11 protein-coding genes are annotated in these 12,729 nt (G+C 69.9%); 3 read left to right on the top strand and 8 right to left on the bottom strand.

The window, feature by feature from the left end:
* Positions 1-157: 157 nt before the first annotated feature.
* Genes V3N99_01105 through V3N99_01095 form a run of 3 tightly spaced genes read left to right on the top strand, consistent with a single transcriptional unit; the run spans position 158 to position 4,294 of the window.
* Complete coding sequence (locus V3N99_01105; protein ID MEO3935334.1) at positions 158-1,894, top strand: ATPase, T2SS/T4P/T4SS family; 1,737 nt, start codon at positions 158-160, stop codon at positions 1,892-1,894.
* 48 nt (positions 1,895-1,942) lie between these two features.
* Positions 1,943-3,064: a PilT/PilU family type 4a pilus ATPase gene (locus V3N99_01100; protein ID MEO3935333.1), complete on the top strand. Its 1,122-nt coding sequence runs from the start codon at positions 1,943-1,945 to the stop codon at positions 3,062-3,064.
* Positions 3,065-3,067: 3 nt separating this feature from the next.
* Positions 3,068-4,294 carry a type II secretion system F family protein gene (locus tag V3N99_01095; GenBank protein ID MEO3935332.1) on the top strand — a complete coding sequence of 409 codons (1,227 nt, stop codon included), beginning with the start codon at positions 3,068-3,070 and terminating at the stop codon, positions 4,292-4,294.
* A gap of 28 nt (positions 4,295-4,322) precedes the next feature.
* On the opposite strand, the gene V3N99_01090 is transcribed toward V3N99_01095, so the two are convergent.
* From V3N99_01090 to V3N99_01055, 8 genes are all read right to left on the bottom strand, one after another.
* Entirely contained in the window at positions 4,323-4,898 is a 576-nt protein-coding gene (locus V3N99_01090; protein ID MEO3935331.1) for a hypothetical protein, read from the bottom strand.
* Positions 4,899-5,002: 104 nt separating this feature from the next.
* Positions 5,003-6,673, bottom strand: a complete 1,671-nt coding sequence (locus V3N99_01085) for a ricin-type beta-trefoil lectin domain protein (GenBank protein ID MEO3935330.1) — start codon at positions 6,671-6,673, stop codon at positions 5,003-5,005.
* Positions 6,670-7,314 carry a hypothetical protein gene (locus V3N99_01080; GenBank protein ID MEO3935329.1) on the bottom strand — a complete coding sequence of 215 codons (645 nt, stop codon included), beginning with the start codon at positions 7,312-7,314 and terminating at the stop codon, positions 6,670-6,672. Before V3N99_01080 ends, V3N99_01085 begins: the two co-directional genes overlap by 4 nt.
* The gene (locus tag V3N99_01075; protein ID MEO3935328.1) at positions 7,311-9,590 is read right to left on the bottom strand and encodes a putative Ig domain-containing protein; all 2,280 of its coding nucleotides are present in this window, start codon (positions 9,588-9,590) and stop codon (positions 7,311-7,313) included. Before V3N99_01075 ends, V3N99_01080 begins: the two co-directional genes overlap by 4 nt.
* Before the next feature lie 7 nt (positions 9,591-9,597).
* Positions 9,598-10,284 carry a hypothetical protein gene (locus tag V3N99_01070; protein ID MEO3935327.1) on the bottom strand — a complete coding sequence of 229 codons (687 nt, stop codon included), beginning with the start codon at positions 10,282-10,284 and terminating at the stop codon, positions 9,598-9,600.
* The gene (locus V3N99_01065; protein ID MEO3935326.1) at positions 10,281-10,976 is read right to left on the bottom strand and encodes a hypothetical protein; all 696 of its coding nucleotides are present in this window, start codon (positions 10,974-10,976) and stop codon (positions 10,281-10,283) included. The genes V3N99_01070 and V3N99_01065 overlap by 4 nt, the downstream gene beginning before the upstream one ends.
* Complete coding sequence (pilM, locus tag V3N99_01060; GenBank protein MEO3935325.1) at positions 10,973-12,076, bottom strand: type IV pilus assembly protein PilM; 1,104 nt, start codon at positions 12,074-12,076, stop codon at positions 10,973-10,975. Before pilM ends, V3N99_01065 begins: the two co-directional genes overlap by 4 nt.
* Positions 12,077-12,153: 77 nt before the next feature.
* Entirely contained in the window at positions 12,154-12,600 is a 447-nt protein-coding gene (locus V3N99_01055) for a prepilin-type N-terminal cleavage/methylation domain-containing protein (GenBank protein MEO3935324.1), read from the bottom strand.
* Positions 12,601-12,729: the final 129 nt, after the last annotated feature.

Below are 12,729 nucleotides of genomic sequence, written 5' to 3'. Positions count from 1 at the left end.
ACGTGTCTGCTATCGGCCGCTTCCGCACCGACCTGAGGCCGTTGCGGAGGCGGGTTTTGCCATGGTCTGGCCCGTTCCACCCGCCTGAATCGTCGTGTATTGTTGGGCGAAATGCCCAGTTAGATGATGATTTACCCTCCAGGATTCGGGGTGTTCCATGACGACAGAAGCGGCCCTCGACGACGCTGCGGTCAGCGACGTCGACGGGCGACTGCGCCGGCGGGACAGCGACCTGCGCGGGGTCATCGCGGCGCTCCTCTCCGCGGGGATGAGCCGGGAGGCGTTGCGCGAGGCGACCACGAAGGCGCGCCACACCGGGCGTCCGCTGCAGTCGATCCTGGTCGAGGATCGCGTCATCACCGAGTTCGAGATGGCGTCCGCGGTGGCCGAAGCCTACGGCCTCGAGCCGCTCGACCTCGCCAACTACCCACTGGACCCCAAGGCCATGGACCGCGTGCCGCTGGCGATCGCCCGCCGGCACCGGATGCTGGCGGTCGCCATCGACGGTGACGTCATCGTCGTCGCGGTCGCCGACCCCGGCAACGTCCTCGCCCTAGACGACATCCGCTCGGCCACCGGGCTCACGGTCAAGCCCGTGGTCGCCTCGGCGGAGGAGCTGACCAGGCTGCTCAACCGCTACACCCGGGACAACGCCGACCTCGGTGACGTCGCGACCCAGGTCGTCGCCGACGACGGTGCGGCGGCCACCGAGTCGCTCAGCGCCTCGACCAACGACACGCCGGTCGTCCGCTTCGTCAACTCCCTGCTGGAGCGGGCGATCACGGCCAGGGCATCCGACATCCACCTCGAGCCGAGCGAGCACGCGATGCGGATCAGGTTGCGGATCGACGGTGTCCTGCACGAGGTCGACTCGGTGCCCCGAGGGATCCAGTCGGCGTTGATCTCTCGGCTGAAGATCGTCTCCGGCCTCGACATCACCGAGCGCCGGGTCCCCCAGAACGGGCGGATCACGATGGACATCGGCAATCGCGGCATCGACCTGCGGGTCGCGACCCTGCCCACCGTGTGGGGCGAGAAGGTCGTCCTGCGGGTCCTCGACACCGGGGGGCTCGACCTCGACCTCAAGAAGCTCGGGTTCACCGACTCCAACTACGACCTGTTCCGGACCAGCTTCACCAAGCCTCACGGCATGGTGCTCGTGACCGGTCCGACCGGGTCGGGCAAGTCGACCACGCTCTACGCCACGCTCACCAAGATCTCCAGCTCGGAGGTCAACGTGATCACCGTCGAGGACCCGGTGGAGTACCGGGTCAACGGGGTCAACCAGGTCCAGGTCAACCCCAAGGCCGGGCTCACCTTCGCGGCCGTCCTGCCGGCCATCCTGCGCTCGGACCCCGATGTCGTCCTGATCGGCGAGATCCGTGACCGCGCCACGGCCCAGCTCGCGATCGAAGCGGCCCTCACCGGTCACCTGGTGCTCTCGACCCTGCACACCAACGACGCGCCCAGCTCGATGACGAGGCTCGTGGAGATGGGCATCGAGCCCTTCCTCGTCGCCTCGTCCCTCGACTGCGTCCTCGCGCAGCGGCTGGCGCGGCTGCTCTGCCACTGGTGCCGTGAGGCCTACAGCCCGACGACCGCAGAGCTCGACGCCGCCCGTTGGCCCGTCGAGACGATCCCTGCGCCGACCCGGCTGTGGCGCGCCGTGGGCTGCCGCTCCTGCTCCCACACTGGATTTCGCGGGCGCCTCGCCGTCACCGAGATCATGCCCGTCAGTGAGGAGATCGCCCGCCTCACGGTGGCCCAGGCCCCGGCAACCGAGATCGCCAAGGTCGCCCGTGCCGAAGGCATGATCAGCCTCCGCGACGACGGCCTGCTCAAGGCGGCGCAGGGCAAGACCACCGTCGCGGAGGTCCTCCGCGTGACCATCTAGCGCCTCCCCGTATGCCGCCGGCTCACCCCCCACACCCTGGAGAACCGCATGACGACGCTCGAGACCTACACCGAGGCATCCCCCTCCGTCTACGAGGACACCCGCCAACGTCGCGACATCAACGAGCTGCTCACCACCATGGTGGCGGTCGGCGGGTCCGACCTGCACGTGACCACCGGGATCGCGCCGTGCTACCGCATCGACGGTGTGCTGGCCCGCGTGCCCGGGCGTGAGCCCCTCAGCAACGCCGACACCGAGATCATGGTGCGCTCGATCCTCACCTCGGAGCAGTGGCAGACCTTCACCCGCGACGGTGAGCTCGACCTCGCCTACTCGCTGCCGGGAGTGGGACGGTTCCGGATGAACGTCTTCCGCCAGCGTGGCGCCGTCGGGACGGCGATGCGGGCGATCCCCTTCGCCATCCGCGGCCTCGACGAGCTCGGGATGCCCGCCGCGGTCGAGTCCTTCGCCGGGCTGCCGCGCGGCCTCGTGCTGGTCACCGGACCCACGGGGTCGGGCAAGTCCACGACGCTCGCCAGCCTGCTCGACGTGGCCAACCGCACCCGCACCGGCCACATCATGACCGTCGAGGACCCGATCGAGTACCTCCACACCCACAAGCGGTGCGTCGTCAACCAGCGCGAGGTGGGGGGCGACACCGAGAGCTTCCCCACCGCCCTGCGGCACGCCCTGCGCCAGGACCCCGACATCATCCTCGTCGGTGAGCTCCGCGACCTCGAGACGACGTCGGTGGCCCTGACGGCAGCCGAGACCGGGCACCTGGTCCTGGCCACCCTGCACACCCAGTCGGCCGCCCAGACCATCGACCGGGTCATCGACATCTACCCACCGCACCAGCAGGGGCAGATCCGGGCCCAGCTCGCCAACTGCCTCCAGGGTGTCGTCACCCAGTCGCTCATCCCACGCAAGGAGGGCAGGGGCCGGGTCGCGGTCTGCGAGGTGATGATCGCCTCGCCGGCGATCCGCAACCTGGTCCGCGAAGGAAAGGCCCACCAGATCCCGTCGGTGCTCCAGTCCTCACGGGAGCTGGGGATGATCGGCTTCGACCAGCACCTCGCCGAGCTCTACCACTCGCAGCTCGTGAGCCGCGGGACCGCCCTGGACGTCTGTCAGGACATCACCGAGTTCAAGCGGCTGGCGAGGATCTAGGTCGTGACCACCCAGACCTTCAGCTACGAGGCCATCAACGCATCCGGGGCGGTGGTCAAGGGCACCGTCGACGCCGAGAACAGCCAGTCGGCCTCGGTCACCCTCGCCGACCAGCACCTCATCCCCCTGGGGATCACCGCAGCCGGAGCAGGCCTCCAGCGCACCATCACGATCCCCGGGTTCGGTGGCCGTACCACGCTCAAGGACCTCGCGGTCCTCATGCGGCAGTTCGCGTCGATGACGACCTCGGGCCTGTCCCTGATCCGGGCGCTGGGCATCCTCGAGGACCAGACCACCAAGAACGGTCTCAAGACGGCCATCACCCAGGTGCGCACCGACGTCGAGGCCGGGAGCACCCTGTCCACGGCGCTGGCCGCCCACCCCGAGCACTTCCCGCTCATGGCCGTCAACATGATCAAGGCCGGCGAGACGGGCGGTTTCCTCGACCAGGCGCTCGCGCGCATCGCGACGATGTACGAGGCCGACTCCAACCTCCGCGCCAAGATCAAGAGCGCCATGATGTACCCGGTCATGGTCCTGATCTTCTCGCTGCTGATGGGGACGGGCGTGATCATCTTCATCGTGCCCATCTTCGAGAAGATGTTCGAGGAGCTGGGCGGCAACCTGCCGGCGCCCACCCAGGTCATGGTGAACCTCTCCCACAACATCTGGTGGTCCGGTCCGCTGGTCGTCGTCACTGCCGTCGTCGGCAACCACTTCTTCCGCCGGGGCGTGCGCAACAACGCCGCCTTCCGCCTGAGGGTGGACCGGCTGCGTCTCCGGCTGCCGGTGTTCGGCAGCCTCGCCACCAAGCTGGCGATCAGCCGCTGGGCCCGCAACCTCGGCAGCCTGCTGGAGGTCGGCGTACCGATCATCCAGGCCCTCGACGTCGTCGGCGACACGTCGGGCAACGCGGTGGTCACCGAGGCCATGATCGACGTCAGCGACGCTGTCCGGACCGGCTCTCAGATGTCGGCGCCGCTGTCCCGCAACCCGCTGTTCCCCGCGATGGTCGTGCAGATGCTCGAGGTCGGTGAGGAGACGGGCCAGATCACCGAGATGCTCGACAAGGTCGCCGACTACTACGACCACGAGGTGCAGGCCGCGACCGACGGGCTCACCTCGACGATGGAGCCGCTGCTCGTGGTGCTGCTGGGCTCGGTGATCGGCACCATGGTGATCTGCCTCTACCTGCCGATGTTCTCGATCTACTCGAACATCCAGAAGTAGCGTCCTGCCGGCACGAGCTTGAGGGTCATCACCAGGACAGCCGCCAGCCTGTGACGTTGCACCGGCCCCCGGAAGCACTGCCTGACGCGAGGACGGTTCCATCGGAGCGGAGGCCGAGCGTGTGAGTCGAACCCGCGGCCACCGCAACCACGCCACGCCAGGCCGCGACGTCGCACTGCCCGCTGCTGTTGTCGCCGGCCGCGAGCACTCGTCCGTCGTCGGGCACCGCAACCGTGTGCTGGCTCCCTGCGGACACCGCCGCGACGTCACGCCAGGCTGACACATCGTGCCCCCCGACCATCCGGTCCCCGGTCGCGATCACCCGTCCGTCTCGGGTGAGGCCGACCGTGTGCAGGTGGCCCGCAGCCACCGAGCGCAGGTCGCGCCACTCGGCCACCGCGCACTGCCCTCTTCGGTTGTTCCCCGCTGCGACAGCCGTGCCGTCGGCTCGCAGCCCGATGGTGTGCCAGTCTCCGGCTGCGGCCGCGACGAGCTCGCTCCACCCTTCGACATCGCCTGCTCCCTCGTTCCGACGACCAGCTGCCAGAGCTCTCCCGTCGGCACAGACGGCCAGGGTGCGCCGCCAGCCAGCGGTGATGCTCACGATACTGGTCCAGCCGTCGACGAGGGACCCGACCGAGCCATCACTCGCCTCCGGACGGGGAGGATCGCGACGTGGTCGAGGACCGAGCTGGGCCGGCCCCGGCCCTACTTCTCCTTGACGTTCTGCACGGCGGAGTCCGTGAGAGCGGGGGAGGCGTTCCACTTCTGCTCGCGAGACCCGTCGCACGCCTTGACGTCGAGGGTGGACCAGGCTGAGGCGTTCACCGGGGCGGTCAGCCCGAGGCAGTAGCCCGAGGCGTCGACCACGGTGTACTTCACCGAGTAGGGGAGTGCGTTGTTGCCGTCGTTCTGCACCCAGCGCTGCCGGTAGGCCAGGGCCTGATTCGTCGACGTGCACTCGTAGAGCTGCACGTAGCCGCCGGCGGTCCCCGGGCTGGTGACGCACCACGTCTTGCCGCCCGTGACGGTCGTCAGCTGTCCGGAGGTGGGGGTGAGCGGCAGGGCGGTGTAGGTGAACCGCTGGTTCCAGGCCACCGTGTTGGGCAGGCGGCTCGGGTTCTGCTTGCAGGGATAGAGGATGAAGTGGTCGGAGCTCACGTTCTGGTTCGTCACGTCCATGCATCGGCCGAACTGCCCGAAGTTGACGAACTGACGCCCGTCGACGCGTGGCTCCGTGGCCGCCCCGGCTCCCACGTCGGGAGAGGGTATCCAGGCCTGTCGGGGGTCGTCGATGCTGCCCGCGCACCCGCCGAGGTTGACCACGGCGATGGCCGGGTCCTGCGACGTCGCCGTGATGCACAGGGTCGAGAGGGTGCCGTTCGCCCGGGAGGTGCTGCTGGACGCCTGCAGGTGCCCGTTGTCGTTGAAGCTCCACTGCTGCCACCAGTTGGAGTTCGAGAAGATGTCTGCCGTCGGGTCGAGTGGGCGGCACCGGGTGAGGACGACGGCTGTGCCGTTGCCGGGAGGGTTCCCGCCGTCCACGCACACGCCGTCCGCGTTGGTCGCGGTCACTGACGAGATGAGCTGGATCGTCAGGTCGGTGCGGTAGGCGAAGACCTGCTTGGGCGAGGGCGGCTTGGTGCCGCTGCAGGGCGCCAGCGTCACCGGTGTCGCTGTGGCCGGATCCGGTGTCGACGTGGCCGACTGCAGGCACACGGGCTGGTTCGTGCCTGAGGGATACAGCCGGATGAGGCCTCCCGCGATGTTGCGGTTGTCCACGCGGAAGACGTAGGTGCTGATCAGGGTCCGGCCGCCACTCGTGCCGTTGCTCCCGCCGCCGGCGACCGTGCCCGTGGACGTGATGAGGGCATAGCTGGGGGTCGACTGCCCGCTCGCCGGGTCGTAGGTGCCGTATCCGGGTGAGCAGACCATCGTGCTCAGCGGGCTGGTGACCGGGTCGAGGCCCGACACGACCGGGTCGCTCATGTAGTAGTCGATGAACACCGAGTAGCTGCTGCTGCCGACCTGGGTGCCGGCGAGGTCGCTGACCACCGCGCCGGCCCGAGCGGCGGCGTTGCGATGGGTCCAGCACGGGAGACCCGCAAGCGCACCCGCTCCGGCAGCCGTGGACGCCCTGATCGCCGCCAGCGCGACGTCGGTGCCAGCCTGGGCGGCGTTCAGGGCCTGCTCACGGCTCGTCGTGAGGCGGGTGGACGTGGTCTGGGAGACGACGACCGAGATCATGTAGGTGCTGAGGACGACTCCGACGATGATGACCATCATGAGCACGGGCAGGGAGCCTCGCTCGTCACGCAGGTCGAGGCGAGGCCCTGTGGAGGTGTGGTGGTGTGCCCGGGGTGCGGGGGTGGCGGTCATGGTCGTCCCATCTCCTGGCAGACCCCGGACGTCGAGGTCGTGGTCGTCGCGTTGACGGCGGGATAGGTCGTCAGGGACATCGAGGTCGTCGAGGCGTCTCCGCTGGTCGCGACGAGGCCCACGGTGAGGCTGGGGTACCGCGCGCTTCCGCTCGTCGGGACCAGCACGAAGGGCACGGGCCGGTCCGCCGTCGGATCGGTGACGTCGCCGTTGACGATCCCCTGGGCCAGGATCGTCCAGCCCGTCGCGCCCGTACCGACACCGGCGACGACCGTCCAGGTGCGCGACTGGAGCTGCTGCGTGGCCTGGTCCACCCGCAGCTGGGTGCACACCTCCGCGCCGGTGTTCGTGGTGCGGAACTCGGCGTACCAGCTCACCGGGCCAAGGCTCCCGGTGGAGCGGCCCGGTGGGCTCAACGCGGCGGCGAACCGCACGGTCTTGTCGAGCTTCGTGAACGCGGTGCTGAGCTGGGTCGAGGACGTCGTGATCGACTGGGCGGTCTTCGTGGAGTTCGTCATCATGAAGATGGCTCCGCTGAACATCGCGCCGAAGACGGCGGTGATCGCGATGCCGACGAGCAGCTCGAGGAGCGAGCTGCCCTCGTCGTCCGTCAGCCGCTGCAGCGGCCGAGCGCGTGTCACTGGACGGTCCAGGTGCCGGAGTCGGTGCCGGACCAGAGGTCCCCGGAGACGCTCAGGGTGACCGTCGCGCCGACGCGCGCGGCATTGCCGGCCACCGTCCCGTTCAACCACAGGGTGCCGGTGCCCGGCGACACCTGGATCGAGGCGGGGTGGTTGGTCGTGGTGTTGCCGGCGGTGGTGCTGAGACCGATCCCCGAGGGGAGCCCCGTGACGCTCACGGTGCAGGTGCCGATGCCATTGGAGGGCTGACAGCTGTAGGCCAGTGGCTGGTCAGGCGTGTCACCCGGGCTGGTCGCGACCGGCCACGTCGCCGAGATGAATCGCTGGCTGGCCACGGTCCACGTGAAGGCTGCGCTCGTCGCCGTGGCGCCGTTCTTGTCCGTGACGCTGACCCTGGTCGTGGTGTAGCTTGTCGCGGTCCCCCCGATGGCCGTCGAGGTCAACACGCCGGTGCCGTCGATGCTGACGCCGGTCGGTGCGTTGACGAGGGTGTAGGTGCAGGGACCCACGGAGCACGTCGAGGCCACACGGATCTTGACCGGCGAGCCGACACTGGAGGTGAGCGTGCCGGGGGTGGTGACGGTCGGGGGCACAGGAGGGGTTACCACCCAGGTGAAGGACCCGGACGTCGCCGTGACGCCGTCGACGTCGGTGACGCTGACGGTGGCACCGGTGACGGTCCCCTGCGTCGTGGGTGCGCCGGTGATCACGCCGCCGACGAAGCTGAGCCCGCCCGGCAGGCCGCTCGCGGAGTAGGTGCACGGGCTGTGGGTACAGGTCGTGGCTACGGCGACGCTGACGGTGGCCCCCGCCGAGGTGGACTGCGTCGGCGGGGTCGCGATCGTCGGCCCGGCGACGACCGTCCAGGTGAAGGTGACGGGAGCTGTGGTGCCCTGCTGGTCCCTCGCGGTGATCGTCGCCGCGCTGCTGCCGACGGAGCTGACGGTGCCGGTCACCAGGCCGGACGAGGTCACCGTGAGACCCGCCGGCAACCCGGTGGCGCTCCAGGTGTAGGGAGCCTGCCCGCCCGTGGCCGCGAGCTGGAGAGGGGTGACCGGGTGACCCACGGAGTCCGTCCGTGTGCCCGGGTTGACGACGACGACCGGCGGGTAGCGGATCGTCCACCTGACGGCGACGGTCGCCTTGCGGTTGACGGTCTTGTCGGCCACGGTCAGCAGCACGTCATAGGCGTGGGGGTAGGGCGGGGCTACTGCGGTCGGCGTGCCGCTGACGACGCCGGCAGAGGTGATGCTCAGGCCGACGGGCAGGCTACCTGTGGGGTCGGACCAGGTGTAGGGCCCTCCGGCGCCCCCCGTCGCGCTGAGGGTCAGGGCGGGGATGGGCGCACCGAGCACGTCGTCGCGGGTGGCGGGGCCCGACCCCTGCAGGGCCGGCAGCACCGACCAGGTGAAGGTCGCAGACGCCGTGCGCACGAAGCTGTCGGTCACGGTGACCGTGATCGGTCCGGACGACTGCGCCGTGATGCGACCGGTGATGTGACCGGTCCAGTCCATGCTGACGCCGGGGGGCCACGTGCCGCCGGTCTTCGTCCAGGTCAGCACCGGCACGCCGGTGCCGGGCTGGACGCCCATCTGGAGGTCGACCAGGTCGCCGACCGCGGAGTCGGCGAACGACGGGAGCGCGATCACCGGGACGGCGGCGGCGGCCTGGTTGAGGGTGAAGACGGGATCGACGCCGGTGCTGAGGAGGGTGGCGCTGACGTAGGCGCAGGTCGGCGCCGGGTCGGTGGGCGACGTGGCGCAGTGCCGGTCCGGCCAGCTCACGGCGACCACTGCGCGCAGCTGGTCGTGCACGGTGGCCGGCGTCAGGCAGGCGGTCGGGGCCACGGCGCCCGCGACACCCGCCGTGTGGCACCAGCCGAGGTAGACGTTGACCGTGTAGGGGATGCCGTGCACGACCTTCGCCGGGAGCGTCATCGGCAGCACGGCGGTGCCACCGGCCAGCGTCGGCAGGCCCTGCTCCATCGACGCGAGGTACGGCAGCACGTCGCTGGGTGCGCTCGACCACTGTGCGGTGACCGCGGCAGCAGTCCGGCCGGTCAGCAGGTCTGAGGTCGGGAGGCTGCGGACGTAGCTCGCGGTGCTGTCGGCCACCTGCACAGCCACCTGGAGCGCCCGCTGCTCGCTGTTCACCCGGATCACGGTGACGAAGAGCGACGTCAGCGCCGCCATGATGACGGTGATGAGGCTGATCGAGACGATCGTCTCGAGGAGGACGAAGCCGTCGTCCTCGCTCCGCCGCGGGCCGGGTGACATGCGCTGGTCAGCTCGTGCTCGGACCAGCGATCAGCCGGGTGAGCTGCGCCTGGTCGTCGGGGCTCAGTGGTGCCGAGAAGACGGTGAGCACCGTCGTCATCGTCGAGCGGTCCTTGATCGATGTCGCCGCCGCCGCCGGTGCGGTCGCTGCGGAGACGGGGCTGGGGGCGAGCTGGGTCGACACCAGGAGCGCCCGTCGTGGGCCGTCCTGCTGCACGGCGGCGAGAAAGGCGATCTGGCTGGTGGCGGCGCCGGTCGTGGTGATGGTGACGGGGATCGCGAAGAGCTGGCCCGCCGGGCTGGCCGATGCACCCGCTGCGGCCGGCGGTGCCGACCGGACGACCGCGGCGATGGCGCCCACAGCGACGCTCGTGAGGTCGACCCTGGCCGTCCTGGCCTGAGCGGTCAGCTGCCGGGTGAGCTCGGGCAGGCCACTGCCGGCGGGCAGGCCGCGCACCTGAGAGCCGAGAGCGGCCCGCAACGCAGGCAGCTTCTCCTCGTCCCTCTTGAGCACCGAGATCCGCTGCGCGAGCACGACGTTCTGGTCGCGGGCGTCGGTCTCCTGGCTCGCGAGGGACGCGGTGTCCGCCTGCAGGGGGCCGATGAGCGCGAACCAGCCGGTGGCGACGAGGAGGACCGCGAGCAGGACCCCCAGACCCATCCACGCGCGCCGCTCGGCAAACAGGGTTCTCATGGCGTGTCGGCTCCCGTCCTGAGGTCGAAGCGCTTGCTGAGCAGGGTGTCCGTGAGGGTGAAGGTCAGGCTGTACTGCAGGCCGGTGTCGTCGACCTGCGAGGACGTCGGGACGACGTCGACCACGCCGGCGGTTCGGGCCAGCGTGTCGGCGTAGTGGGCGACGTCGTCGAAGCTGGCCGCGGTGCCACCGATGACGACGGTGCCGATCGGCGCCCGACCTGACGTGTCGAGGCCCCCGGCGCTCCCGACGCCCGTGGTGACGGTGGCCTGGATGAGGTTCACCGCAAGGGTCTTGATGCTCATGGTCGTCGGGAGGGGGCCGTTCACCGTGGTGAGCAGCCTGCTGACGTCGACGTCAGCAGACATCAGCGAGGCCACCTGGATGCGCGTCAGGGTGAGCTTGGCCTGGGTCTGGGTGAGGTCGCGATACTGCCGCTGCTGGGCCAGCAGTGCTGCGGTGCGCCCCTGCTCGGCGACGGTCTGGTCGTGGGCCGTGGAGTTCTCCCTCATGGCCGCGGTATAGCCTCCCGCGATGACCACGGCCAGCACGGTGAGGGCGATGGTGATCCGGCGGCGCAGCCCACTCAGGCGTCGGGACGCGACGACCTCCGGGGGGGTGAGGTCGGCGGCAATGCCCCACCCGGCAGCCACGACCCACAACGGCCGCTCCGGGGTGGCCACGGCGGTCATGCCGCTGCCCCCATGGCAAGACCGACCGAGACCGCCGTGGCGTTGCGCTCGTCGTCGACGTGAGCGTCGCGCGAGCCCCGCCAGCCGTGGCGCACGTGCTCCAGCGGCGCGACGATCCGCACCGGGACCCCGATCTGCTCGCTCAGGAGGGACCCGAGACCCGGGAGAGCGGCAGCGGCGCCCGTGAGCGCGACGCTCTCCACCTGGCCGCCGTTGCTGACCGAGGCGAAGTACTGGATCGAGCTGCGGATCTCGGCCAGGAGGGGTCGGACCGCCCTCGTGAGGACCCGCACGACCTCGGCGTGCGAGCCGATGAGCCCGTTGTCGATCTTCGCCCACTCGGCGTCGCCGCGGCTCAGCTCCATGGCCTCGACGAGGCTCCTGGTGAGCACCTCACCGCCCTGGGCGATGGTGCGCACGATCCGGGGCACCCCGTGGTGGTGGATGACGAGGGCGCTGAGGTGGGCACCGAGGTCGATGACCGCCTCAGCCGCCATGTCCTGACGGGCGGTCGACCGCAGGCCGGCGAAGTTCGACAGGTCGACCCGGGCGACGTGGAGACCGGCTCGCTCCACGGCCTGCACGGCCCCGAGCACGGGGGCGCGGGGAGCGGCGACGAGGAGCCCGCCCTGGAGCCCGGTGGCCGGGTCGGGATCGCCCAGCGGCATGAAGTCGATGAGGGCCTGCTCGAGCGGGAGGGCGACGATGTCACGGGCCCTGAAGGGCAGCGCCATCGCCATCTGCGCGGGGGGCAGCACCGGCATCTGGAGGTCGCGGACGACCACCTGCTGGTTGTTGACCCCGAGGATGACGTTGTGGCACGTGAACCCGTGGGCACGCCAGAGCTCCTTGAGGGCCGCCGTGACAGCGGCCGAGTCCACGACGGCACCGTTGACCACCGCTCCCACGGGCAGGGCCGCCTGGCCCAGCCCGTGGGAGTCCACCACCGGGTGGCCCTCGTCGCTCACCGTGAGGGTGAGGACGGCGGCCCGGACCGCCGTGGCCCCGATGTCGAGACCGATGATGCGGCCGTCGGTGTTGACGATCCTGAAACGGCCGGCCGTCCGGGCCTTCCTGCTACCGCGCTGATGGTGCCACACGTGACGTCTCCCGTCAGGTCGTTGTCCGGCGATGGAGCGGCCCTGAGCGGGCCCACCTCACCTGGTCATGTCAGTGGTCAGGGCTTCGGAGCGCTTGTGGTCTTGCCCGTCAGGCTGTCGTAGGTGTACTTCTGGGTGCCGGGGTTCCCGGCGACGGTCAGGACGGTGTAGCCCGTCGTCCCCTTGTTGTAGGTCAGGACGTTGTCGGGGCTGACGTTGAGGGTCTGAGTCGAGGACCCGCACGTCAGGGTGACCGCGGCTCCGGCTGCTGGTGCCGCAGCGGGGTTCGCCGGGTAGGCGTTGGAGTTCTCGGCGTAGCAGGCCTCGACGGCCGCGACGGCGTTGCGGGTGTCGGAGGCAGCGGTGCTGTTCTTCGCACCCTTCTGGTAGTTGAGGTAGAGGGGGATGGCGATGGCGATGAGGATGCCGATGATCACGACGACCACAAGCAGCTCGATCAGGGTGAAGCCGTGCTCACCGCGCTCGCGCTCGGCACGCAGGGTCTGGAGCTTCTTGACCAACATGGGAGCCTCCTGGGCTCGAACTGGAGAGGTGGGGGTGCGCGACGGGTCGCGTGGTGGGGGTAAGTCCTATTAAGGTAGCATATATACGGTCAAAGTGTGCGAATTCCGCCACCCGCCGTACCCTTCGTT

The sequence above is a fragment of the Dermatophilaceae bacterium Soc4.6 genome, from assembly GCA_039889245.1.
GTDB lineage: Bacteria > Actinomycetota > Actinomycetes > Actinomycetales > Dermatophilaceae > Lapillicoccus.
This window is presented reverse-complemented; position numbering and strand designations above follow the sequence as displayed.

Coding starts and splice junctions, on each gene's coding strand:
- V3N99_01075 (MEO3935328.1), bottom strand. CDS start 9,590: ATGTCACCCGGCCCGCGGCGGAGCGAGGACGACGGCTTCGTCCTCCTC.
- V3N99_01055 (MEO3935324.1), bottom strand. CDS start 12,600: ATGTTGGTCAAGAAGCTCCAGACCCTGCGTGCCGAGCGCGAGCGCGGT.
- V3N99_01100 (MEO3935333.1), top strand. CDS start 1,943: ATGACGACGCTCGAGACCTACACCGAGGCATCCCCCTCCGTCTACGAG.
- V3N99_01065 (MEO3935326.1), bottom strand. CDS start 10,976: ATGACCGCCGTGGCCACCCCGGAGCGGCCGTTGTGGGTCGTGGCTGCC.
- V3N99_01070 (MEO3935327.1), bottom strand. CDS start 10,284: ATGAGAACCCTGTTTGCCGAGCGGCGCGCGTGGATGGGTCTGGGGGTC.
- V3N99_01105 (MEO3935334.1), top strand. CDS start 158: ATGACGACAGAAGCGGCCCTCGACGACGCTGCGGTCAGCGACGTCGAC.
- V3N99_01085 (MEO3935330.1), bottom strand. CDS start 6,673: ATGACCGCCACCCCCGCACCCCGGGCACACCACCACACCTCCACAGGG.